Here is a 23918-nt window from a genome sequence, read left to right as displayed (position 1 = left end):
ATGGTGGGGCATTCAAAACCGATATCTATGGTACTGTAGATGGAAAACTTCAAAAGCTTAATGAAGCCAAGTATGAGTTAGAATTAGTCAATGTGAATGTGGTTAAGATGACTTCAATCAGTAAAACACAGATGAAAATAACTATTTCGAATCCAAATGGAGGAAATGTAACAAGAGTTCAATTCCCAACATGGAGTATGACCAATGGACAAGACGATATTAAATGGTTGGAAGGAACACGTGAAACAGATGGTTCATGGTCAGTGGTTGTTAATTCATCAGAGTATAAACACGCTGGTGCATTCAAAACCGATATTTATGGAACAGTAAACGGAAAAATGCAGAAACTTGGTGATGCTAATTACACTCTAGAGGCTCCTGCTGAAAATACAGTTGAAACAAAATCAATTAGTAGTACAAAAATGCAAGTGACAATATTTAATCCAAATGGAGGAAATGTAACAAGAGTACAGTTCCCGACATGGAGTACTACGAATGGACAAGACGATATTAAATGGCTAGAAGGAACACGCAATACAGATGGTTCATGGTCAGTGGTTGTTAATTCATCAGAGTATAAACACGCTGGTGCATTCAAAACCGATATTTATGGAACAGTAAATGGGAAAATGCAGAAACTTGGTGGTGCTAATTACACTCTAGAGGCTCTTGCTGAAAACACGGTTGAAACAAAATCAATCAGCAATACAAAAATGCAAGTGACAATATTTAATCCAAATGGAGGAAATGTAACAAGAGTACAGTTCCCGACATGGAGTACTACGAATGGACAAGACGATATTAAATGGCTGGAAGGAACACGTAATTCAAATGGTTCGTGGTCAGTAATTGTTGATTCATCAGAGTATAAACATGGCGGTGCATTCAAAACCGATATTTATGGAACAGTAAACGGAAAACTACAAAAACTTGGTGGGAGTAGTTATACTTTGGTAAGAATGATACAAACTCATTTATTTGTTATGGGACATGGCGGTTGGGATCCTGGTGCAGTTGGAAATGGAACAAACGAGAGGGAATTCACCCGAAACGAACTATTACCAGTATTTAAGAAATATGCAGCAAAATTAAAAGAATCAACGCTTAGTTTTTATGATCCATCAAGAGATATGTATCAAGATTCAAAAGCAGGGAACGGAGCGTATAAAATTTCGGCAGATATAGCATCGGTAACAGAAGTACATTTGGATGCTGGCGGAATTTATTCCACAGGTGGACATGTAATCATAACACCTGGTGCGAAAACGAAAGAAAATATAAATGTTTCATCTGTTATTAAAGCAAATGTAGGTTGGAACTCTGCATATGCTTACAATCAAGGACTTTCAGAGCGGACAGATTTGTTAAATTTGAATGTTTTCAAACAGAGAAATATTCCCTATCGGTTGACTGAATTAGGATTTATCACTAATGCGAATGATGTGAATTCGATTAGAAGAAATAAAGAACAAATTTGTAAACAAATGATTGAGCAAGTTACTGGAGAAAAAATTCAGTAGAAAAATTTTATCAAATTGAAACTGTAGACTACACATTATTTTAAGTGTTTGTCTACAGTTTTTTTGAGCAAAAAAATCTAATAGGAAAATAATTGGAAGTGTAGATTTAATTTTTCATGTAAATAATTTCCAAGTGTTACAAAGATTTCTCTAACTGCTAAAAAAATTAATTTGAAGCTATTCATACAAAAAAAGTTCTTTATACTAATAGTGGGTGAAACAAAAGTAAAAGCCACTTTTGTTTTATTTTTTAAAACCGAACAAACGGCATAAAACAATCAGAATCTCGGCAATTTCCTAACCACTATTCATTGCAAAGAACGCAATAACTGCTGGTTCGTCCAATTGCTCAATTCTAAGCGATTGTTTTTTTATCTGATAAATGGTGGGGCAAAAGTAGCTCCTATGAAAATTACCAAAAATTTGAAGAACACCAAGTAGGAATCATTCAACATTGAAAGGAAACCTTTCTTGTCATTTTCGGAAACTCCTTCTTATTGTGATAAATCACGAAGAACGTCCTGATTCGATAATGCAACGTACCTACTTGGTTCTCGGAGTCCCAACCTCATTAATAAAAAGGATCAACACATGGATAAATATAAGTCAAAAACTTAATATAAAAATAAATATCTTTGGTGGGTTTGATTTTTTATCAAAATAAGCTAAAAAGAATCATTAAAAACTTTGATTACTAGAGTGGAAAACTTGATTTTCGTCCCACCTTAAACGTCTTACTCTATTCCGTATATGAGGAATTGCCAAGTTATCTTTTATGAACAAACAGCTTTGCCAATAAATTGAACTTGATTTCTTGGGCAAAATTCTGTTGAGTAGATATCATTGTAACGGAAATCAAAATCAACTTTTTGTAGGGTTCATAGTTAATGATAAGGTAAGAATAAATAATTTAAAATGGAGGAACAAAAATTGGAAGCAATAAAATTATATCATCAAACGTTGGCTGAAAGTCTAGAGAAAAAATTACGTCGTAGAAATTTTGGCGTATCTATTTGTGAAAATGGTAATGAGGCAAAAACACTAGCTTTGACTTTAATCGATAGTGATAAAACAGTGGCCTTTGGTGGTTCCCAAACTATAAAACAGGTTGAAATTATTGAGGCTTTGTATGAAAGAAAGCAAAAAATAATTAATCGTGATTTAAGCAAAACGATTGAAGAACGTCATGATTTGATGAAACAATCTCTGTTGGCAGATTATTATTTAACAAGTGTTAATGGAATCAGTGAAGAGGGCATTTTAGTAAATGTTGATAATATTGGGAATCGGGTTGCTGCACTAGCGTATGGACCAGATAAAGTAATTCTTTTTGCTGGTATCAACAAAATTTATGGTTCTGTAGAAATGACGATAGAAATGATTAGGAAAAAAGTAGCACCTAAAAATTCGTTTCGCTTAGGCTTGACTAAAACACCTTGCATCAAAAAAGGAACGTGTGAAAACTGTTTAGTTGAAGAATCTATTTGTAATTTGATTTCGATTACACGTCGTTCTGCTCAAGCAGAACGAATTCATATCATTTTGATTTTAGAAGAGTTAGGCTTTTAAAGTATTTAAAACGATAATGGATTGGAAGTGGGACAAAGCCTTTCTATCAGCGAAACAGTTATATTTACTAGAAGATAAACTAGAAATTAGGTATCTTTTGGAGTATGGAAAAAAATTTGAATTGCAAATAGAAAAGAATTAAATGAACTTAGAATGGAATAGTTTAGCTAAAAAATAAGCTATAAATCATAAAAGATTTTCGAATTTTATGATTTATAGCTTGTTTTTTTATCAACTCACAATTGGTAAAATCAAACAAAGTTAAAACTTCGGTACATCTATTAAAAAAAAGCCTCTGCAAGTTGTACCGAAGTATGATAGCATTTCTAAAATACAGACGATATAGTGAGAGTAGGAGGAGGAAGATGATTGACTATCGATTAAGCAGAATTATTTCAAAATCTAAACAGAAATTGTCATTTAGCGAAGTTGAGCGTATAACAGGAATTGATGAAAATGAGTTAAATGAAACTATCGAACTATTTAATCAAATTTCTATAAAAATGTTTAACAAGGAACTATCCGTAGAAAATAATGAGGTGGTGATTCCAGAAGGCTTATCTCGCATCTGGTCTGATCTCTTTTTTAAGACTAAGCGAAATGAACTGATTTTAGTTGAAGAAGAAAGACAAGCAATGATTTACTTATTGTCTTTTGCTCAAGTTGAAGAATTATCTGTTTACTTTTTTCAAGAATTTCTTCAAGTAAGTAAAAATACAATTTTGAAAGATTTAAAAAATTTACGCACTTATTTAAGTAATAAAAAGCTAACTTTAGAGTACTCTAGAAAAACTGGTTTTTATTTGCATGGAGACGAAGCAGAGATTCGGTCAACTGCCTTTTATTTGTTAGGTAATTTGATGAATAGTCAAAATGGACAACGACTACTTTATGACGGTTTATTCTGTAAATCAACTACTTTATATTCAATGGTTCGAATGAGTTTTTCGAAAACAGTCCAAGCATTTGAGTTAGTTTTTGTTCCTAGTCGTTTTGATGAAATGGTTTATTTTATAGCTTATTTAATTTGTCGAATTGAACGACATGAGATTTTGCTGAAAGGTAGTGAACAAAAGTTTTTAAAACCATTGACGATGTATCAGGCTAGTCGTTATTTTTTACAAGATTTTTCTGGAATCAAGAATGTAAATCAAGAAATTTATTACTTTACAATTGCATTCATGACGGTTATGGAAGGAGAAATTCAAGATCCTTCACTAGAATTTCTTTTAGTATGTGCGAGTGGGATTATTCATGAAATTGAACGTTTAGCAGCAATTGAATTTAAAAATTACCGAAAACTATTATTGGATCTATTTTATCATTTGGTACCAGCCTATTTTCGAATTAAGTATAATTTCAAGTTAAATAATGTGTTGATCGATGAAATAAAAATTCAATATAGTGAAATCTTTGAAATAACTAAAGTTGCTCTATTTCCATTAAAAAAAATTATTCAAAAATCAATTCCTGATGAAGAAATTGGCTATTTTACGATTTTATTTGGAGGAGAGATTCGCATTCAAAGAGAAAACAAGCAAGATAAACCATTGAAAGCGTTGATTCTTTGTCCAAGTGGAATCAGTTCTTCACTAATCATGAAGTCGGAACTAAAAGAGTTGTTTCCTCAAATTGATTTTACCGAAACAAGTTCATTTGATAACTTTGATGAACAAGAAACAGGAAGTAGATACGATTTGATTTTTTCAAGTGTACCAATCAAAACGTCTAATATACTTTATGTGATAAACCCGATTATGACGCAGCTAGAAAAAAATACCTTGTTTCAAAAAGTGCAAGAAGATTTTTTAGTTCCTAAAGTTTTACTACCATCTATCAATGAAATTTTAGATTTATTGCTTCCCTATATTGAATTGAAAAATGGGGTGACGAGAGAAAAACTGTACAGAATTGTGCAAAGAAAAGTAAATAAAGAAATGAAAAGAAGGGAAGATAATCGACCGATGTTAACAGAATTATTAACGAAAGATACCATACAATTGACTGATCAAGAGTTGACTTGGCAAGAAGCTATCGAATTAGCAGCTGAACCGCTAAAAATCTCAGGAAAAATCGAACCAAAGTATACAGATGCAATGATTAAAAAAGTAAACGATAATGGGCCATTTATTCATATTGGCAAAGGAGTTGCTTTACCTCATGCTCGGCCAGAAGAAGGCGTTAATGAATTAGGTATGTCGTTATTAAAAGTCAATAAACCAGTTTTGTTATTAGATGACGAGAAGCATCCAATTCAAATTTTTATCTGTTTGGCCGCAATCGATAATGAAATGCATTTGAAGGCCTTAGCAGGTTTAACACGAATTTTGTCAAATAAAGAAACGTTGGATCAGTTACTTGAAGCAGCAACTAAAGAAGAAATGATAACGATTATAGCTAAAGGAGAGAATCAATAATGAAATTTGCAGCGGTATGTAGTTCAGGATTAGGATCTAGTTTTATGGTGGAAATGAATATTCAGTCAGCCTTAAAAGATTTGGGCATAGAAGGAGTAGAAGTGACTCATTTTGATATGGGGAGTGCGGCACCAGAATTAGCGGACACGTTTTTTGTTGGTGCAGATTTAGCGGATAGTGCAAGACATTTAGGGAATGTGGTTGTTTTAGACAGTATTATCGATATGGAGGAATTGAAAGAAAAAGTACAAGCGGAGTGTGTAAAACAAGGTCTTTTATAGAAAAAAATTAGCTGAAAGTAGGGAGAAAAATGAATGGTTTTTTAAGTATATTAATTGATATTGCTAGTACACCAGCGCTTTTAGTTGCTTTGATTGCGATTTTAGGAAATATTTTACAGAAAAAAGATACAGCTTCGATTGTTAAAGGGGGCATTAAAACGTTTGTAGGCTTCTTAGTTGTGACGGCTGGAGCTGGTGTAGTGGAAGGCTCATTAGCTCCTTTTGGTGAAATGTTTCAAGCGGCTTTTCATATGCAAGGAGTTGTTCCAAATAACGAAGCAATCGTTGCTTTGGCTTTAAATAAATATGGTACGTATACAGCACTTATTATGCTAGCAGGGATGGCTTTTAATATTTTGATTGCGCGAATTACTCGGTTTAAATACATTTACTTAACGGGTCATGCAACGTTATATATGGCGTGTATGATTGCGGTAATTTTAAGTGTGACGGGAATGGGGACTGTTCCTTTGATTTTATTTGGAGGATTAGCATTAGGTTTGGCAAATACAATTTTTCCTGCAGTTGCACAACCATTTACACGACAAATTACCAATAATGATACCGTTGCTTTGGGTCATACAGGTGATTTTGGTTATGCCCTTAGCGGTTTAATCGGTAAATATGTTGGAGACAAAGAAAAATCAACAGAAGATATCAATTTTCCTAAAGGACTATCTTTTTTACGTGATTCAACAGTTAGTATCACGATTACGATGGCTGTTGTGTATGTGATCGTTGCACTATTTGCAGGAAATGCCTATGTTTCAGAAAATTTAAGTGGAGGAACAAACTATATTATTTATTCGTTACAACAAGCAGGTTCCTTTGCGGCTGGTGTGTTTGTGATTTTGGCAGGAGTTCGATTGATTTTAGCGGAAATCGTTCCAGCTTTTAAAGGAATTTCAGAAAAATTAGTTCCTAATTCAATTCCTGCGTTAGATTGTCCTATTGTTTTCCCTTATGCACCGAATGCAGTATTGATTGGTTTTTTAACTAGTTTTTTAGGTGGAATTGTTAGTTTAGTCATCATGGTTTTAACAGGAACGACGGTTATTATTCCAGGAGTTGTACCTCATTTCTTCTGTGGGGCAACGGCAGGTGTTTATGGAAATGCGACTGGTGGATTAAGAGGAGCATTAGCAGGTTCGTTTGTTCATGGAGTATTGATTAGCTTTATGCCGATTTTATTGATGCCTGTCATGGGAGATCTCGGTTTCCAAGGATCGACATTTTCTGACACTGATTACGGTGTGACAGGGATTTTCTTAGGAAATCTAGCGAATTATGGTGGACAAATTTTAGTTATGGCGGGAATTTTAGCAATATTAGCTGTTTTAATTGGCTTAACGATTTTTAGTAAAAATAAAAAAGCAGAAGTATCCAAATAGGTGAAAAGGAGCACGAATTCTGTGAACAACAAAAAATTAAATGAACTAAAAAAGTTAGCGACTGCTATTCGCGTTGATACGATTGAAGCAATTCAAACTATTGGTGCTGGACATATTGGAGGCTCATTATCAGTTGTTGATTTATTAGCTGTCTTATACGGAAAACAAATGAGATATGATGTCAAAAATCCAAGTTGGGAAGAGCGTGATCGCTTAGTATTATCAAAAGGTCATGCGGGAGTAGCGTTATACAGTACACTTGCTGAAGTCGGTTTTTTTGATCGGAAATGGCTGATGACAGTCAATCAAGGAGGGACTAAACTACCTTCACATCCAGATCGAATGAAAACCCCTGGTGTTGATGCGACCACAGGGTCATTGGGGCAAGGGACCTCAGTAGCAGCTGGGATTGCCACAGGGTTAAAGTTATGTAATTCTGATCGTTATGTTTATTTAATCGTTGGTGATGGTGAATTGAATGAAGGACAGTGTTGGGAAGCCTTTCAATATATTGCTCACTTTAAACTCAATAATTGTCTAGTTTTTATTGATGAGAATAAAAAACAATTGGATGGACCAAACAAAGAAATCATGAATTCTTTTGATTTAGTCGAGAAGATGAACGCTTTTGGTTTTCATACGTTAAAAGTAAAAGGAAACGATTTAGAGGCAATTGATGAGGCGATTGAACAGTCTAAATTAGTTAAAGATCAAGCGGTTTGTATCGTTTTGGACTCGATTAAAGGTCAAGGAATTCCTTACTTTGAAGAAATGAAGGATAATCATTCAGTCAAATTTGATAATGAGCAAGTGAATCAAGAAACGGCACAAATTTTAGTAGCATTGAAACAACAGTTGAAGGAGTGTGAATAAATGTTTGCTTTAGCTGCTCAAAGAGAGCTAGGAAAAGAACTCCGTGTGGTCGTGGTTGAAACGTTACAAGCAGAGATGGCGAAAAATCAAAAGATTATTGCCTTAGATGCGGATTTAGGTTCAGCTTCAAAATGGACAGATTTAAAACAAACAAATCAGGATCGTTTTATCAATGTAGGCATTGCTGAAGCCAATATGGTAGGAGTTGCTGCCGGACTTAGTCTGACTGGATTTATTCCATTTATTCATACATTTGGTCCTTTTGCAACTCGTCGTGTGTTAGATCAATTATTTGTTTCAGGCGCTTATGCTAAAAATACAATCAATATCTATGGTTCGGATCCTGGTTTTGCTGTTGGTCATAATGGTGGAACACATACGACATTTGAAGACATTGCTTTATTACGTTCAATACCAGAGGTGACAATTTGTGATGCTGCCGATGCAGTTCAAATGAATTGGATCATTCAGGAATTTAGTCAATTAAGTGGCATCCATTATGTTAGAGGAAATCGAAAAAGTGTCAAAACGATTTATGAAGAGGGGTCTACGTTTGAAATAGGGAAAGGAAACTTACTTCGAGAAGGAGAAGACTACTTACTAATTTCCATGGGTCAATTAGTATTTGAAACATTTGAAGTAGCAAAACAACTTGAAAAAAGAGGAATCACCTCTGACGTGATTGATATGTTTACGATTAAACCGCTAGATAATGAGTTATTATTAGAACGGTTGATTGGGAAAAAACGGGTGATTACAATCGAAAATCATTCGATTATTGGTGGCTTAGGGACAGCTGTTGCAGAAGTAATTGCAGACAATGGACTTGCGGTACCGTTGACTAGAATTGGGAATGAAGATTGTTTTGGACAAGTTGGAACGCCTGCTTTTTTACAAGCTGAGTATGGATTGACGACAGAAAAAATAGTGGAACGAATTGAGGGAACTTTTTGATACAATAATTCTTAAAATACTATTATCAGTGAATTCAAAGACTGATAATAGTATTTTTTTACTTTTAGAATTTACATATTTCTCATACCAGTTTCATAATGATCAAAAATAGGTCCGCTTAAGTTAAATGTAAATGTATCACGATTGATACTACCAATAACTTGATTACTTTGATACAGATCAATCAAGAATCCTGCCATTTCTTCAGCCGTATGATAAGTGCCAAAACCTTGCTTATAATCATAATTTTCTGAATTATTTGCAACTTGCGCAAATTCTGTTTCCGTTGCAGCTGGAGCTAATACTTTTGCTTTGAGTTGTGATTTTTTAGCTGCTAATTCTAATGCAATTCCTTCGGTAAAGGCGCTGACATAGAATTTAGTTGCACAATAAGTTACTGCGTTTGGAACGTTTTTATAACCGCCGGCAGATGAAATATTGATTAACTGTGTATTTTCTTTCATTTCATAATCTGTTACGTATAGAGTGGATAGCAAAGTCAATGCCTCAATATTTAACTGTATCATCTGAGTGACTTTTTCTAAATTTTGATTGGAAACAGAGTGATAGTAGCCGAAGCCAGCATTGTTGATCCAAGTTTCAATATCATAGGGTTTCAATTCTTGATAGAGTGATAAAACATTTTCAACGATTGATAAATCAACTACTTTTAAAATAATATCCAACGTTGCATCGCTCTTTAAAAGTTCTTCTTTCAATTGAATCAATCGCTCTTCTCTTCGGGCAATCAAAATCAAATTTTTCCCCATCTTAGCAAATTCTTTAGCTGTTGCCATTCCGATTCCTGAACTAGCTCCCGTAATTGTTACATATTTCATAAATTCATCCTCCTATTGATTGATTTGGTGATACAATTAAAGTATAGAGATTAGACTAGACTCTAAAGCAAGAAAAAAATGAAAAAAGGTGAAAAAATGAATTATTCAATTAGTGAGTTTGCGAAAATAACAGGTATCAGTCAACATACATTACGTTATTATGAAAAAGAAGGATTAATCGAACCACAAAGAGATGAACATAATTATCGTCTGTTTGGCGCAGAAGATTTGGATTGGGCAATTTTCATCAATAAATTAAAAAATACAGGAATTTCACTTAAAGAAATCAAACGCTATACAGAGTTAAGAAAAATAGGTGATGGTACGATTACGGAGCGTAAGAACTTACTTTTAGCCCATCGAATCAAGATTTTGAAGGAATATGAGAAAGTACAAGGGCATCTTGAGTTACTAGAGGATAAAATTAAGTTGTATGAGCAAATGGAAAGAGAGCATATGAATAAATGAACCTTTTTTGTTTAGCCAATGTAGACAAATTTAAAGTGTTGAAGTCAAAAAAAATAACAACACATAAAAGCAAATTTTCATTATGATATAATTAAAAAGAATGAAACACTGTTTTTGATAACGCTCTCTTTAAAAAAATCAATTTTAGTTGAAAACAGGAAAGGGTGAATAACAATGAAAAAAATAATGATGGACGGGAAACCAATCTATCCAATCGGTTTTGGAACTTGGCATATGGGGGATAGTTCCGCAAAAGCAGAGATGGAAATCAAAGCAATCCAAACAGGCATCGAAAATGGTATCGAGTTGATTGATACAGCAGAAATGTACGGAAATGGACGATCAGAAGAATTAGTGGGACAAGCAATCCAACCTTATGATAGAGAGAAACTTTATTTAGTTTCAAAAGTTTTACCGATGAATGCCTCTAGAAATCAATTGCCTATTAGTTTAGATCAATCCTTAAAACGTTTGAAAACAGATTATCTGGATATGTATCTGTTGCATTGGCAAGGTGGCGTTCCATTACAAGAAACAATTGATGCGCTAGAGAAACAAGTCCAACTTGGTAAAATCAAAGCTTGGGGTGTCTCAAATTTTGATACAAGTGATATGCAAGAATTGCTAACATTGACTAAAGGAATAAATTGCAAAACCAATCAAGTGTTGTATAATTTAGGAGATCGTGGAATCGATTTTGATTTGAAACCATTTATGCAACAGAAAAAAATACCTTTAATGGCGTATTCTCCAGTTGCACAAGGGGATCAATTTGGTGCAAATTTACTTAAAAAACCAATCTTGAAAGAAATTGCGGAAAAACATCAAGTCGATGTTTTCCAAATTTTGTTAGCATGGGCGATAAGAGACGGGAATACAATTGCTATTCCGCAATCTGGAAATCCAGCACATGTTTTGAATAATATTCATGCTGCGATGATTGAGTTAGATCGAGAGGATTTTGCGAAAATTAATCAAATTTATCCTGAACCAACTAGAAAAATGCCGTTAGCTATTTGTTAAAATGAACAAAAAGCATGTGACCTGAAATCATACTGACAATCAGTTCACATGCTTTGATTTATACTAAGGGAAGATTGTGTTTCTCTTTAAAACAATTAAATTATTTCTTTGTTGCCTATTTTTGTAGCATTATTTTTTCCATTCTTCAACTTCTTTACTATGTGTATCGATCCATTTTCTTGCAGCTTGTTCTGGCGTTTGACCATCATTAATTGCCAACATCACCGATTCCATATCATCTGTTGACCAATGGAAATTTTTTAAAACGTTGTATGCTTCGGGCGTATCTGTTTTTAATCCTTTCCTAGCCATGGTATTGATTGATTCTTCACCACCCATAGTTCCTTTGGGATCTTCTAAGTATTTCAAGTCATACTTAGCGAACATCCAATGAGGCGACCATCCTGTAATCACAATATCTTCTTTATTTTTTAGTGCTTGTCCTAATGCAACGGTCATCGCACCAGAAGATGAAGTTTCTACAGTCCAATCAGATAGATTAGGATATTCAGTTTGAGTTTTCTCAGCAGCATTAACTACTCCAGCACCAGGCTCAATCCCAGTGATTTTTTTTCCAGCTTGGTTATCCAAATCTTCAATAGAAGACACATCCATATAATTAGGAACAACTAAACCTAGTTTAGCACCTGCTAAGTTTTCTCCAAGATTATCGACTTTATCTTTGTATTGTTTATATTGCTCACCATGTGTACCAGGTAACCACGCAGCAACCATCGCATCTGTTTCACCTTTTGCAATAGATTCCCACATAATCGCATTGTCCAAAGGAGTTAACGTTACATTGTATCCCATATCTTTTAAAACTTCTCCTACAACATGTGTAGAAGCAACTTCCGTGTCCCATTCAACATAAGCAAGGGAGATGTTTTTGTTAGTAGATTGATTTCCGTTAAAAATTGAAAAACCAACAAATAAAGCAATAAGAGCCACAATGATTCCTGAAATACCCCAAATTTTTTGTTTTTTTGAAAATTTCTTCTTAGCTGGATTCGTTCTTTTTTTATTTAAATTTTGAGTAAAACGATCGATGATGATTGCTAGAATAACCAATGCAACACCATTGACAAAGCCATTTCCTACTTGGGCCCGTTGAAGTGCTGAAAGAACACCGCGACCTAAACCAGGTGCTCCAATCATAGAAGCAATTACAACCATAGACAAAGCAAGCATCGTAGTTTGATTGATTCCAGCCATGATTGTATTTTTTGCTAATGGAAGTTCTAATTTAAATAATTTTTGCCAACCGGTACTCCCGAATGAATCAGAAGCCTCTACTAATTCTTTGGGGACTTGACGAATTCCTAGATTAGTAAAACGAACTGTTGGTGGTAAAGCAAAAATCACAGAAGCGAATACCCCAGGTACCATTCCAATCCCAAAGAAAGCTACGGCTGGAATTAAGTAAACAAATCCAGGCATTGTTTGCATGAAATCTAAAATAGGAGTAATGATACTTTGAGCTTTATTACTTTTAGCCATTAAAATCCCTAAAGGAACACCAATAATAATTGATACAAGACTAGAAAGTAAAACTAATGTAACAGTATTCATTAAATCAATCCATAGCTGTTGATTATAGATAAAGAGTAGACCAATAAAAGTAAAAATCGTTAATCCCCATTTTTTATTTGAAATAAAAAATGCCGCTAATGTTAAAAGTAAAATAAATATATAAGGAGGGATTATCAACAATAGAGAAGTAATAGTTTCCATAATTGTTTGACCTGTAATTTGTAAGAAAGAAAATAAACCGGAAAAATTACTAGTCATCCAATCTGTTATTGACTCTACCCAATCGGCGACAGGAAGTTGTATGTTATTCATTGATCAGCACCTCTTTTTCATCTTCGATTTCAGCCAAAGCTTCTAACACACTGCCTCGAATAACGACACCAAGCAATTTATTATTTTCAGTTACAGCCAATGGTGTTTGGGCATCATAAATGAGTGGGAAAATATCATTAACTAACATATCTTTATCGATTGTTTGGATTTCTGTATCGACATAGTCGATTAATTTATGACCGTTTTTACGAGCTTTAAGCGCTTGTTCAGCTTTTATGATTCCTTTAAGCTGTCTTTTTTTGTCAACAGCTAACAACATACTGACTTCTTCCTGACGCATACGCGTTAAGGCAACAGTTGGACCATCAATTTCAATATTAGTAGTCAATGCTGGTACCATAATATTTTGCGCTGTTAAAACTTTCGAACGATCTACATCTTCAACAAAGGTGCGCACATAATCATTTGCCGGATTCGTCAAAATTTCTTCTCCTGTACCAATCTGCATAATTTGTCCATCTTTCATCAATGCAATGCGGTCACCAATACGTAAAGCTTCGTTTAAATCGTGAGTAATAAAAATAATAGTCTTCTTTACATTTTCCTGTAGTTCTAATAACTCATCTTGCATTTCTCTCCGGATAAGGGGATCAAGAGCAGAAAAAGCTTCATCCATCAACAAAATTTCTGGGTCATTGGCTAATGCTCGTGCTAAACCAACCCGTTGTTGCATTCCTCCAGATAGTTGATCAGGATATTGATCTTTAAATGGCAGAAGACTCGAGTTAGCTAAAGCTATTTCAGCTTTTCTCATCCGTTCTTCTTTAGGAATACCACGGATTTCTAAGCCATATTCGGTATTTTCTAAAATTGTTCGATGGGGAAATAAGCCAAAATTTTGAAAAACCATACTCATTTTGTTCCGACGAACTTCTCTAAGCCCTTCTTTATCTAACTTAGAAATATCTTTATCATCAATCATAATCATGCCGGAAGTTGGTTCAATCAAACGATTAAGAAGACGGATTAGGGTGGATTTGCCACTTCCGGAAAGACCCATAATCACAAAAATTTCGCCTTCTTCAACGTCAAAATTGACATCATATACGCCGACGGTTGCACCTGTTTTTTGTAAAATTTCTGTTTTACTCTTATTTTCTTTAATCATATCTAGCGCAATTTTTGATTTTTTGCCAAATATTTTAGTTAAGTGTGTAACTTTTACTTTAGACAAAACAAATTTCCTCCTCATAAAAAAGTGACCACACTAGGGTAACATTGAGTGGTCACTTTTGTCAAACTAAGATGAAATTTTCATGAAAAAATCATTAGCTAAACATAAATAAATGGGTTTAATTAAGCCAAAAGTAAGAGGAAATATTGTTTTGTAAAAAAAATAGCGGGAAAACCAAATATAATAAGGTTTCCGACCACTATTTTGAATATTTAAACGGATGTAGGATAAAAGAAATTATCAACTAACTGCAAGGTGGATTCGTGTCCAACAAGATAAATTGTGTCACCAGCGGCTAGTTTAGCATAAGGACCTGGAGAGACGAGAAGTTCTTCGTGATGCTTGATAGCAACCAGCGTAGCAGAAGTATTTTGCCATAAATTTATCTCACCGACTGTTCTCCCAAGGTGTTCTGCTTGATCAGTCAAAGTGAAAGTCACAGGATTTAGAGGATTAACTGAATCAAAACGCTTGGTTTGTTCAACAAGTTTATCTAATAATTCTGAAAAATAGCTTAGCTCTTCTTTTTGCTTTTCTACGCTATCGATTAATTCTTCTTTTAGTTGTTGGATTGTCTGTACATCTTGATGTTGAGCCACAAATTCTTTGGCATTTTCGATAGAATGCACATAAAAACCGCTGCCGTGTTTCGCCGTTACGATTTCTAAATCTACTAAAATGCTAATTGCTTTTCTAGCAGTTTCAGGAGAAACACTATATTTATTGGCTAGTGTTGAACGAGCATGAATTTTTTCTCCTACACTAAAGGAATGATCTGCAATTTTGCTTGCTAAATCAACGGCGATTTTCTGATATTTTGGTGGTGCAACGTTTAATCGTTTTGAAGTCATTTTTACCCTCCAATCAAGTGACGTTCTCTAGTTCTTCTAGTTCGATGCTTTTTTCTTCCCACTGACTCATTAGTTCTTCTAACTCTAATTGCTTTTCTTCCAGCTTTTGATTCAATGATAGTAATTGTACATGATCATCGATTATTTCTGGTTTAGTCATTTCAATTTTTAGTTCCTCAATCGTTTGCTCAACCTCATTCATTGATTCTTCAAGTTGATTGACGGCTCTTGAGAGTGAACGGAGTAATTTTTGTTGTTCCTTATTTTGATAGAAGCTATTTTTGGGTTTTGTTATTTCCTGCTTAGCTTCTAATGAATCCTTTTCTTTAAGTGCAGCAAGTTCTACTTCTTCTAATTTCTTCTCTAAATAATAGTCGTAATCGCCTAGATAAAGTTTGCTGCCAGTTTCTGAAAGTTCAATGACCTTCGTGGCAATTCGATTGATAAAATAACGATCATGAGAAACAAAAAATAGGGTTCCTTCATAGTCAATTAAAGCATTTTCTAGCACTTCTTTGTTATCGATATCTAAGTGGTTTGTTGGTTCATCAAGGATTAAAAAGTTTTCTTTATTCATCGCTAACTTAGCCAAAGCAACACGTGCTTTTTCGCCGCCACTTAGTAAGGGGATCGTTTTTTCAACATCATTTCCGCTGAATAAAAAGTGACCTAAAGCTGTTCGAATCTCTTTTTCAGGAGTGGTTGGATGTTCATCCCAAAGTTCGGCTAAGACTGTTTTTGTACCATGTAAATTAGCTTGTTCTTGATCGTAATAACCGATTTGAACATTGGTACCAAAATTAGCAGAACCTTTAATAAAAGGCAGTTGACCAGTGATTGATTTAAGTAAAGTTGATTTTCCGATACCATTTGGCCCAACTAAAGCAATTGCTTCTTGGCGACGAATATCAAGATTAATAGGTTCTGATAAAATCGTTTCATTGTAACCAATTGCGCCATCTTCTACTTGCAAGACAACATTTCCAGATGGTTTTTCAATATCAAAAAGAAAGTTAGCCGATTTTTCATCGCCTTGAGGTCGATCTAAACGATCCATCTTTTCTAACGTTTTTCTACGACTTTGCGCACGTTTCGTTGTTGATGCCCTAACTAAGTTTCGCGCAACAAAATCTTCTAATTTATTGATTTCAACTTGCTGTTTCTCGTAAGCTTTCCATTCGCTTGCTAATTGCTCAGCTTTTAATACTAGATAACGGGAATAATTTCCTTTATAGTAACGCATTTTGTGGCGACTCAATTCATAAACTTCAGTTACAACTTTATCTAAAAAGTAACGATCATGAGAAACAATTAGAAGCGCACCTGAATAACTTGGCAAGTAGCCCTCTAACCATGATAAGGTCTCAATATCTAAGTGGTTGGTCGGTTCATCCAAAACCAAAATATCAGGTTTTTGTAATAACATTCTAGCTAAAGCTAAGCGTGTTTTTTGTCCACCAGAGAGAGTTGAGATGTTCTTTTCATAAAATCCTTCATCAAAATGAAAGCCATGTAAGACAGACCGAATTTCATTTTCATATCCATAGCCATTTTTATCAGCAAAATCGTGTTGGAGTCGATCATATTCTTTCATAACAGATTCATAGTTTGAGGCCTCGGGATTGAGTGTGCTGATGATTACTTCTAATTCTCGCATTCGCTTTTCCATTGCAATTGTATCCGAAAAAGCTTCAAGCATTTCATCCCAGACGGTTCGGTTTGAATCTAATCCGGTATTTTGTGCTAAATAGCCTAGAGAAGCAGTTTTATTTTTGGCAATGGTTCCTTTATCTGGAGGATCAATTCCAGCAATTATTTTTAAGAGTGTTGATTTTCCAGCTCCGTTTCGGCCAACTAAAGCGATACGACTATTTGTACTTATTTCCATTTGTATGTTATCAAACAAAATATCGGCACCAAAAAGACGTGCCACTTGATTTGCTTGGAGTAAAATCATAAGTCATCCTCATTTCTGTTTCATTGCTAATAGTTTAGCATAAAAATTGAAAAAAGAGCAGATTTCTGGAGTTGGCTTGTGAAAAAAGCACAGAAAACGAACAATTTTGACAGAAAAGGGATTAATTTGAGCGCGTAAATTGATTTTTCGTAGAAGAAACTGCTATTATAATAGTAGAATCATTGTTATATTTTGTAAATTGGAGGTACAATTGTGAAAGATCAAATTATTCCAAAAGCAACGGCCAGACGCCTTCCTTTATATTATCGTTATTTAAGAATTCTTCATGATGCTGGAAAAACGAAAGTTTCTTCAACAGAATTAAGTGATGCTGTTCAGGTGGACAGTGCAACTATTCGTCGTGATTTTTCTTACTTTGGTGAGTTAGGAAAAAGAGGGTACGGCTATGATGTAGAAAATTTAATGAATTTCTTTGCTAAAACATTGAACGATGATGAGTTGACAAATGTTGCACTTGTTGGAGTTGGGAATTTAGGTAGTGCTTTATTGAAATATAAATTCCATCAAAGTAATAGTATCCGTGTGAGCTGTGCGTTTGATGTAAATGAAGACATTGTCGGTCGCATCGTTGATGGTGTGCCAGTTTATCCCATCTCAGATATGATGGACCAAATTCGTATTCAGCAAATTGAAGTAGCGATATTGAGTTTACCTGCTAGAAAAGCGCAAGAAGTTGTAAAACAATTGGCAGATGCTGGAGTCAAGGGAATTTTAAACTTTACAGCGGCTCGATTGGTAGCTCCTGAAGATGTTTTGATTCAAAATGTTGACTTGACCAATGAATTACAAACATTGATTTACTTTTTACACCATGATAGTGAATTAAGTGAAGAGTCTGAATAAAGATTAAAAAATAACCCGCAAAAGTTTTTCATCAAACTTTCGCAGGTTATTTTTTGCTGTCGTCTCAACCAGCTTGCTTAAAAAACTAAGCAAAAGAACTCAGGTTGTAGTGAATCAGCCAATAGAACATGGCAATTAGTTAGGTACTTGAATAACCCCAGCATGAACAAGTAATTGGACAACGACAACAACTGTATTCATCCCACAATGGGCAATGATTGAGGTCCAAATCTTACCTGTGACTTTATACAAAATAGCAAAAAATAATCCCATAAAAAAATAAACAAAAAAATGACCATCTTGATGAATCAAAGAAAATAATGACGAACTAACGATTGCAGAAAACCAAAATCCAATGTAAGGTTCACTAAGACCGATTAATGAACGTCTAAAAACAAATTCTTCCATGATTGGCCCGCCAATAGTGGTCGCTAATATAAAAAGAGGATTCATTAAAATAACTTCTATGATTCTTTTAGTATTTTCTGAATCTGGCTTAACTCCAGTAATTACTGTTTCAATACTAAAAACGACTCCTTGGATAATCATGGCCAAAAAAATTCCGCCAAACCCTAATAAAAAAATAAAGACAGGTGAGGTTAGTTTTGCTTGTTCTTCAACTAATGTTTTTGATTGATTCATTGAATATAATCCAATCATTAGAATCGCTCCTAGAATATAAACAATCGTGGTTCCAGGAATCATCGCTTGTTTTGGAAAAAATTGTAACAAATAAGGAGAGAAAAAAACAAATCCATATAGAATAATCGTACTCAAACTAACAGTTCTGAGTGATAAATTTTTTAATGACATAAAATAAAATGTGCCTCCGTTCGATAAGTTAAGATAAAAAAGTAAATGTCTAATTTGGGATAGTTAAGCTATTTTTTTCTATTATTGCGATAACCAAGTAGAAGAAAAATAAAAATGAAAAAGAAAAAAGCTTCCCATAAAGTATTTTTCCAATCAAATCGTTCATTTACGCCAAAAATAAAATTTCCTGAATTTGCAATCAATAAATAAACGAGAGTGATTAAAGTTGTATTTTTTAACCGTTGTTTCATATCATCGCCTCACTTTCTATTCTATTTTACCATGAACTATAAATGATGGACTAGAAATAATTCATGAACTTTTGAATGAGACAAGACAAATTTGTAAACGTTCCGCTCTAGAAAGTAAGGAGCGACAGAAAGCAGCATAAAAATTTTCTTTAAAAAACAATAAAAGGCTTGCAAAAAGAAATGGAAATGAGTATTATAAGAAGTGTGAGTTAGCACTCTTTGTGTTAGAGTGCTAAATACGATTAAAATAATTTGGAGGGATTTATTGTGTTAAAACCATTAGGCGATCGCGTGATTATCGAAGTTGCGCAAGAAGAAGAAAAAACAGTTGGAGGGATTGTCTTAGCGTCTGCAGCTAAAGAGAAACCACAAACTGGAAATGTTATCGCAGTAGGCGAAGGTCGCGTACTAGATAACGGTACAAAAGTTCCTGCAGAAGTAAAAGCAGGCGACACAGTGATGTTTGAAAAATATTCTGGTACAGAAGTAAAATATGAAGGAACAGACTACCTGATTGTTTCTGTTAAAGATATTATCGCTGTTGTAGAATAAATTTTAATTAAAATGAAAACATTAAATGATAAAAATATAAATTATGAGGTGGATAAATAATGGCAAAAGAAATTAAATTTGCAGAAGATGCCCGTGCATCTATGTTACGTGGAGTAGATATTTTAGCTGATACAGTAAAAGTAACCTTAGGTCCTAAAGGTCGTAATGTTGTTCTTGAAAAATCTTTTGGTTCACCATTGATCACAAATGATGGGGTTACAATTGCGAAAGAAATCGAATTAGAAGATCATTTTGAAAATATGGGCGCAAAACTAGTATCCGAAGTTGCTTCTAAAACAAATGACATTGCAGGAGATGGTACAACAACTGCAACATTATTGACACAAGCAATTGTACGTGAAGGGTTGAAAAATGTTACTGCTGGGGCGAACCCATTAGGTATTCGTCGTGGGATTGAATTAGCAACAAAAACAGCTGTAGAAGAATTACACAGTATCTCAACAGTTGTTGATTCTAAAGAAGCAATTGCTCAAGTTGCTGCTGTATCTTCAGGTTCAGAAACAGTAGGTCATTTGATTGCAGATGCAATGGAAAAAGTTGGAAACGACGGCGTTATCACAATTGAAGAATCTAAAGGGATTGAAACAGAATTAGATGTCGTTGAAGGAATGCAATTTGATCGTGGTTACCTATCTCAATATATGGTAACTGACAACGATAAAATGGAAGCTGTTTTAGAAAATCCATATATCTTAATTACAGATAAAAAAATCTCAAATATTCAAGATGTATTACCATTATTAGAACAAATTTTACAACAAAGTCGTCCATTATTGATTATTGCGGATGATGTAGATGGCGAAGCGCTACCTACATTAGTCTTAAATAAAATTCGTGGAACTTTCAACGTTGTAGCAGTTAAAGCACCAGGTTTTGGTGATCGTCGCAAAGCGATGTTAGAAGATATTGCTATTTTAACTGGTGGTACAGTAATCACTGAAGAATTAGGGCTTGAATTGAAAGATACAACAATCGATAACCTTGGAAATGCAAGCAAAGTAGTTGTTGATAAAGATAACACAACAATTGTTGAAGGTGCTGGTGGTAAAGAAGCAGTTGAAGCACGTGTTCAATTGATTAAAAACCAAATTGCAGATACAACTTCTGACTTTGATCGTGAAAAATTACAAGAACGTTTAGCTAAATTAGCAGGCGGAGTAGCAGTCGTAAAAGTTGGTGCGGCTACTGAAACAGAATTAAAAGAATTAAAATTACGTATTGAAGATGCTTTAAATGCAACTCGCGCGGCGGTTGAAGAAGGTATGGTATCAGGTGGTGGTACAGCTTTAGTAAACGTCATCAACAAAGTAAGTGAAGTTGAAGCAGACGATGATGTAGCAACAGGTGTGAAAATCGTGGTTCGTGCATTAGAAGAACCAATTCGTCAAATCGCTGAAAATGCTGGCTATGAAGGTTCAGTCATTGTTGATAAATTAAAAAATGCTGAAGCAGGTATTGGTTTCAATGCTGCAAACGGTGAATGGGTCAACATGGTTGAAGCAGGAATCGTTGATCCAACTAAAGTGACTCGTTCAGCTTTACAAAACGCTGCATCAGTTGCTGCACTATTATTAACTACTGAAGCAGTTGTAGCCGATAAACCTGAACCAGCAGCGCCAGCAATGCCGCCAATGGATCCATCAATGGGTATGGGTGGAATGATGTAGTAAAATATTTTCTTTAGCCATAGGAAGGAAAATAAAATTATAGTAAAAAGAGCTTGGGACATAAGTCTCAAGATGAATAGAATAGAAGACCGAAAATCATTTTTACGATTTTCGGTCTTCTATTTTTTAATTTAGTGGGAGGATTCTCCTTGATTGATAACCTATTTAGCCTATACTTCCTTAAATTTACAACCATTAATATGAATCTTATTTCATTGTGCACCTGTTGCTTTCCGCAAACTGAGAACCGAGTGGAGCCTAAACAAGCCTTCAAATGGCCGAAAGCAGGTTTGACATCAATTTTTCGTCGACGATAGATTTTCCCTGTTTCTTCTTCTGAAAGCAGCTGTTGGATCGTTACTTTAAAGTATTTCCAGTTCATGTTTTTTTGAATCTCACGATTCTTGTCACTCTTCGCTTTTGTACATTGGATCCGAACAGGACAATTTGAACAGCCTTCACATCATATCATGTTAAATACCGTTTAAATCCATACTTGTCTGTACGGATAGAATAATTTCGAAATTTTATTTTTATTCCATTAGGATAAATAAAAATATCATCTACTTCCAAATACATCCAGTTTGCAGGAAGGAACGGGTTCTGTTTAAATTTTTTCTTTTGTTCTTGATGGTACATAGCATAAGTGATGAGTGATGTTCATTCATAATCTTCTAGAACTGCTTGATAGTTTTCTTCTCCCATGTAACCGGCATCTGAGATAATATAATTTAACAAGTCAAAGAAACGCTCTTTCAAAGTGATTAAAAAGGGATGTAGTGTCCGTGTATCTGTTGGCTTGGGAAAAATCGTAACCTAAAATATACTGATTATTCTTGGCAATTTAAAGAGCGTAGCCTGCCTTCAACTGACCATTTCTCATAGGATCGTCTTTCATGCGCATAAAAGTAGTGTCTGTATCTGTTCTAGAATAACTATTTTGTTGTCCGAGAATCTCACGAGGTTTTTGATACGCAAGTTTTCTTTCTTTGAAGTCATGAAATAAGTTTCTGATTTTTTTGAGAACTTTTCGCTTCGAACAAGGTGATTTCCGAATGGAAGCATCGTCTTCTTTTTCAATTTTTTCTATAAATTTTTCTACAACATGAGTGAGTTGTTCTTCAATCTGACCTAATTTTGTTGGAGCTAATTCTGTTGCGAACTTGCGCTCAATTTCAGGAACAATTGTATTTTTCAACAGTTCATCATAAAGGAAGGGTGATTTCTCATTGAATTTCTTGTCAATGTTATCAATCGATTTTCTTCAAACAAAGCTATATTTATTTGCGTTAACTTCGATCTTGGTACCATCTATAAAAATAGCTTCTTCAGCGATTAATTGTTCCTTGGTTAATTGACTGAGGAACTGAACGAAACACTCTCGAAGGAGTGTTTTCACTAAGGGATTCACGCGGAAACGATTGATTGTTCGATAGCTAAGTTGATAACTTTGGGTAAGCCACATCATCCGAATACTACTTTTCTTCATTGCTTCAATCTTTCGACCAGAAAATACGAATTGTGTGTAAACACATAAAATCATCTTCAGTATCATTTTAGGATGATAAGAAGAAGGATCCATTTGGTTATGAAAAGAGATGAAGCGCTTCTCGGGAATACTTTCAATTAATTTATCAATAGCGAACACGATATCATTTTTTTACTGAAAACTAAAATCCAAAGGAAGAACGACTTGATTTGTGCAATAATTTTTAATCATAGGAACACCTCGCTAGTTTATTGATTTAATCACTTTTATTTTAGCAAAGGTGTTCTTATTTTTGTACAAAAAAATAATTCAGATACCAATCAAATTGACTGGGATTTGGATTTTTCGTTAGGACTTATGTTCCAAGCTTTTTTTGAGATTGTAATAAAATGATTTATTCTTAGAAACAAGTAGGAAAAATCTATCAATAAAACACTGTTTTATTCATTAGTTATTACATTCTTGATGTTCTTCAAATTTTAGCAATCAAATAGATATTACTAAATATCCGTTCATTTTATTTCCAGCGGTTTATAACAATTTAGACCTTTTCCAAGAGCTTGAATTCTTAGAAGGACAGTTCGTAGGAATTATCGTGATCAAAGCGAATCGTAGTGATTTTTATATCAACGTTCGTCCATCAACTTTTTAAAGTGTCAATAATACTACATACTAATTATTCAACATATAAAATTCTCTTTTTTATAAACATTTCTTATTTCAATCTATTACCCCCCTCTTAAAAAATATGTCGGAACAAAAGACAAAAGTTACTATTTTCGATACGTAAAAATCGTATATTCTTATCTCACAAACAAAAAACAAAAAAACTTTTGGAGGAATTAACAATGACAACATCAAATACAAATCAACCTATTTTTGGATCAACTGAAGCTTGTGAGAATGTCATCTTAAAGAAATTAAGAAAGGATTCTGTTGATTCAGAATTAGCGTATCGTTTAGTGAAAGATCAATTAATTGATGAAGGAAATGCGCGCCAAAATATGGCAACGTTCTGTCAAACGTATATGGAACCTGAAGCACAACAGTTAATGGCAGAAACGTTTGAAAAAAATGC

21 protein-coding genes and 2 pseudogenes are annotated in these 23918 nt (G+C 34.2%); 13 read left to right on the top strand and 10 right to left on the bottom strand.

All coding sequences use genetic code 11. The features are described 5' to 3' along the window. The 7 genes from ACYSNW_RS17945 to ACYSNW_RS17915 all read left to right on the top strand — a co-directional run. On the top strand, nucleotides 1-1520 hold a 1520-nt coding region (locus tag ACYSNW_RS17945), incomplete at its 5' end, for a GBS Bsp-like repeat-containing protein (protein ID WP_461746855.1). 930 nt (nucleotides 1521-2450) lie between these two features. After that, nucleotides 2451-3089, top strand: a complete 639-nt coding sequence (locus ACYSNW_RS17940) for a lactate utilization protein (protein WP_461746854.1) — start codon at nucleotides 2451-2453, stop codon at nucleotides 3087-3089. A gap of 365 nt (nucleotides 3090-3454) precedes the next feature. Next, nucleotides 3455-5506 (top strand): BglG family transcription antiterminator, encoded by a 2052-nt coding sequence (locus tag ACYSNW_RS17935; protein ID WP_461746852.1) that lies wholly within the window; start codon nucleotides 3455-3457, stop codon nucleotides 5504-5506. Beyond that, nucleotides 5506-5787 carry a PTS sugar transporter subunit IIB gene (locus ACYSNW_RS17930; protein ID WP_461746850.1) on the top strand — a complete coding sequence of 94 codons (282 nt, stop codon included), beginning with the start codon at nucleotides 5506-5508 and terminating at the stop codon, nucleotides 5785-5787. Before ACYSNW_RS17935 ends, ACYSNW_RS17930 begins: the two co-directional genes overlap by 1 nt. A 29-nt stretch (nucleotides 5788-5816) precedes the next feature. Continuing rightward, nucleotides 5817-7178, top strand: a complete 1362-nt coding sequence (locus tag ACYSNW_RS17925; protein ID WP_461746848.1) for a PTS ascorbate transporter subunit IIC — start codon at nucleotides 5817-5819, stop codon at nucleotides 7176-7178. A 21-nt stretch (nucleotides 7179-7199) separates the two neighbouring features. Next, complete coding sequence (locus ACYSNW_RS17920) at nucleotides 7200-8051, top strand: transketolase (protein ID WP_461746846.1); 852 nt, start codon at nucleotides 7200-7202, stop codon at nucleotides 8049-8051. Further along, complete coding sequence (locus ACYSNW_RS17915) at nucleotides 8052-9005, top strand: transketolase family protein (RefSeq protein ID WP_461746844.1); 954 nt, start codon at nucleotides 8052-8054, stop codon at nucleotides 9003-9005. Nucleotides 9006-9076: 71 nt separating this feature from the next. Here the strand turns inward: ACYSNW_RS17915 and ACYSNW_RS17910 are convergent, their stop codons facing one another. After that, a complete protein-coding gene (locus tag ACYSNW_RS17910) occupies nucleotides 9077-9844 on the bottom strand; it encodes an SDR family NAD(P)-dependent oxidoreductase (RefSeq protein WP_461746842.1) in 768 nt (255 codons plus the stop codon). A gap of 78 nt (nucleotides 9845-9922) precedes the next feature. Here ACYSNW_RS17910 and ACYSNW_RS17905 point away from each other — a divergent pair, with 78 nt between their 5' ends. Together ACYSNW_RS17905 and ACYSNW_RS17900 are read left to right on the top strand one after the other, a co-directional pair. Continuing rightward, nucleotides 9923-10312: a MerR family transcriptional regulator gene (locus ACYSNW_RS17905; RefSeq protein WP_461746840.1), complete on the top strand. Its 390-nt coding sequence runs from the start codon at nucleotides 9923-9925 to the stop codon at nucleotides 10310-10312. Nucleotides 10313-10486: 174 nt separating this feature from the next. Then, nucleotides 10487-11335 (top strand): aldo/keto reductase, encoded by an 849-nt coding sequence (locus ACYSNW_RS17900; protein WP_461746838.1) that lies wholly within the window; start codon nucleotides 10487-10489, stop codon nucleotides 11333-11335. 129 nt (nucleotides 11336-11464) lie between these two features. Here ACYSNW_RS17900 and ACYSNW_RS17895 read toward each other — a convergent pair whose 3' ends face one another. The 4 genes from ACYSNW_RS17895 to ACYSNW_RS17880 form a co-directional block, all read right to left on the bottom strand. Next, nucleotides 11465-13180 (bottom strand): ABC transporter permease/substrate binding protein, encoded by a 1716-nt coding sequence (locus tag ACYSNW_RS17895; protein WP_461746836.1) that lies wholly within the window; start codon nucleotides 13178-13180, stop codon nucleotides 11465-11467. Continuing rightward, complete coding sequence (locus ACYSNW_RS17890; protein WP_461746834.1) at nucleotides 13173-14375, bottom strand: quaternary amine ABC transporter ATP-binding protein; 1203 nt, start codon at nucleotides 14373-14375, stop codon at nucleotides 13173-13175. The genes ACYSNW_RS17895 and ACYSNW_RS17890 overlap by 8 nt, the downstream gene beginning before the upstream one ends. A gap of 212 nt (nucleotides 14376-14587) precedes the next feature. Further along, nucleotides 14588-15226, bottom strand: a complete 639-nt coding sequence (locus ACYSNW_RS17885; RefSeq protein ID WP_461746832.1) for a TrkA C-terminal domain-containing protein — start codon at nucleotides 15224-15226, stop codon at nucleotides 14588-14590. Nucleotides 15227-15239: 13 nt separating this feature from the next. Then, nucleotides 15240-17183 carry an ABC-F family ATP-binding cassette domain-containing protein gene (locus ACYSNW_RS17880; protein ID WP_461746830.1) on the bottom strand — a complete coding sequence of 648 codons (1944 nt, stop codon included), beginning with the start codon at nucleotides 17181-17183 and terminating at the stop codon, nucleotides 15240-15242. Between the two features lie 213 nt (nucleotides 17184-17396). Between ACYSNW_RS17880 and ACYSNW_RS17875 the strand changes: the two genes are divergently transcribed. Then, entirely contained in the window at nucleotides 17397-18047 is a 651-nt protein-coding gene (locus ACYSNW_RS17875) for a redox-sensing transcriptional repressor Rex (RefSeq protein WP_461746828.1), read from the top strand. A 135-nt stretch (nucleotides 18048-18182) separates the two neighbouring features. Here the strand turns inward: ACYSNW_RS17875 and ACYSNW_RS17870 are convergent, their stop codons facing one another. After that, nucleotides 18183-18860, bottom strand: a complete 678-nt coding sequence (locus tag ACYSNW_RS17870; RefSeq protein ID WP_461746826.1) for a lysostaphin resistance A-like protein — start codon at nucleotides 18858-18860, stop codon at nucleotides 18183-18185. Between the two features lie 68 nt (nucleotides 18861-18928). Next, a complete protein-coding gene (locus tag ACYSNW_RS17865) occupies nucleotides 18929-19111 on the bottom strand; it encodes a hypothetical protein (RefSeq protein WP_461746824.1) in 183 nt (60 codons plus the stop codon). Between the two features lie 267 nt (nucleotides 19112-19378). On the opposite strand from ACYSNW_RS17865, the gene groES reads away from it, so the two are divergent. Continuing rightward, on the top strand, nucleotides 19379-19663 hold the full coding sequence (gene groES / locus ACYSNW_RS17860) for a co-chaperone GroES (protein ID WP_461746822.1): 285 nt from the start codon (nucleotides 19379-19381) through the stop codon (nucleotides 19661-19663). A 59-nt stretch (nucleotides 19664-19722) separates the two neighbouring features. Then, a complete protein-coding gene (gene groL / locus ACYSNW_RS17855; RefSeq protein WP_461746820.1) occupies nucleotides 19723-21351 on the top strand; it encodes a chaperonin GroEL in 1629 nt (542 codons plus the stop codon). Between the two features lie 67 nt (nucleotides 21352-21418). Here groL and ACYSNW_RS17850 read toward each other — a convergent pair. From ACYSNW_RS17850 to ACYSNW_RS17840, 3 genes and pseudogenes are all read right to left on the bottom strand, one after another. Further along, nucleotides 21419-21802 (bottom strand): annotated as a pseudogene (locus tag ACYSNW_RS17850) (transposase); the annotation flags it as partial. A gap of 393 nt (nucleotides 21803-22195) precedes the next feature. Beyond that, nucleotides 22196-22549, bottom strand: a complete 354-nt coding sequence (locus tag ACYSNW_RS17845) for a hypothetical protein (RefSeq protein WP_461746818.1) — start codon at nucleotides 22547-22549, stop codon at nucleotides 22196-22198. Nucleotides 22550-22615: 66 nt separating this feature from the next. After that, the gene (locus ACYSNW_RS17840; protein WP_461746857.1) at nucleotides 22616-22933 is read right to left on the bottom strand and encodes a transposase; all 318 of its coding nucleotides are present in this window, start codon (nucleotides 22931-22933) and stop codon (nucleotides 22616-22618) included. Between the two features lie 755 nt (nucleotides 22934-23688). On the opposite strand from ACYSNW_RS17840, the pseudogene ACYSNW_RS17835 reads away from it, so the two are divergent. Continuing rightward, a pseudogene (locus ACYSNW_RS17835) lies at nucleotides 23689-23918 on the top strand (glutamate decarboxylase); the annotation flags it as partial.

Source organism: Enterococcus sp. LJL99, from assembly GCF_054871725.1.
This window is presented reverse-complemented; position numbering and strand designations above follow the sequence as displayed.

What these genes read in the sequence shown, in the direction of transcription:
- ACYSNW_RS17935 (WP_461746852.1), top strand. Translation starts at nt 3,455, where the DNA reads ATGATTGACTATCGATTAAGCAGAATTATTTCAAAATCTAAACAGAAA.
- ACYSNW_RS17930 (WP_461746850.1), top strand. Translation starts at nt 5,506, where the DNA reads ATGAAATTTGCAGCGGTATGTAGTTCAGGATTAGGATCTAGTTTTATG.
- ACYSNW_RS17925 (WP_461746848.1), top strand. Translation starts at nt 5,817, where the DNA reads ATGAATGGTTTTTTAAGTATATTAATTGATATTGCTAGTACACCAGCG.
- ACYSNW_RS17915 (WP_461746844.1), top strand. Translation starts at nt 8,052, where the DNA reads ATGTTTGCTTTAGCTGCTCAAAGAGAGCTAGGAAAAGAACTCCGTGTG.
- ACYSNW_RS17910 (WP_461746842.1), bottom strand. Translation starts at nt 9,844, where the DNA reads ATGAAATATGTAACAATTACGGGAGCTAGTTCAGGAATCGGAATGGCA.
- ACYSNW_RS17905 (WP_461746840.1), top strand. Translation starts at nt 9,923, where the DNA reads ATGAAAAAAGGTGAAAAAATGAATTATTCAATTAGTGAGTTTGCGAAA.
- ACYSNW_RS17900 (WP_461746838.1), top strand. Translation starts at nt 10,487, where the DNA reads ATGAAAAAAATAATGATGGACGGGAAACCAATCTATCCAATCGGTTTT.
- ACYSNW_RS17895 (WP_461746836.1), bottom strand. Translation starts at nt 13,180, where the DNA reads ATGAATAACATACAACTTCCTGTCGCCGATTGGGTAGAGTCAATAACA.
- ACYSNW_RS17885 (WP_461746832.1), bottom strand. Translation starts at nt 15,226, where the DNA reads ATGACTTCAAAACGATTAAACGTTGCACCACCAAAATATCAGAAAATC.
- ACYSNW_RS17880 (WP_461746830.1), bottom strand. Translation starts at nt 17,183, where the DNA reads ATGATTTTACTCCAAGCAAATCAAGTGGCACGTCTTTTTGGTGCCGAT.
- ACYSNW_RS17870 (WP_461746826.1), bottom strand. Translation starts at nt 18,860, where the DNA reads ATGTCATTAAAAAATTTATCACTCAGAACTGTTAGTTTGAGTACGATT.
- ACYSNW_RS17865 (WP_461746824.1), bottom strand. Translation starts at nt 19,111, where the DNA reads ATGAAACAACGGTTAAAAAATACAACTTTAATCACTCTCGTTTATTTA.
- groL (WP_461746820.1), top strand. Translation starts at nt 19,723, where the DNA reads ATGGCAAAAGAAATTAAATTTGCAGAAGATGCCCGTGCATCTATGTTA.
- ACYSNW_RS17840 (WP_461746857.1), bottom strand. Translation starts at nt 22,933, where the DNA reads ATGGATCCTTCTTCTTATCATCCTAAAATGATACTGAAGATGATTTTA.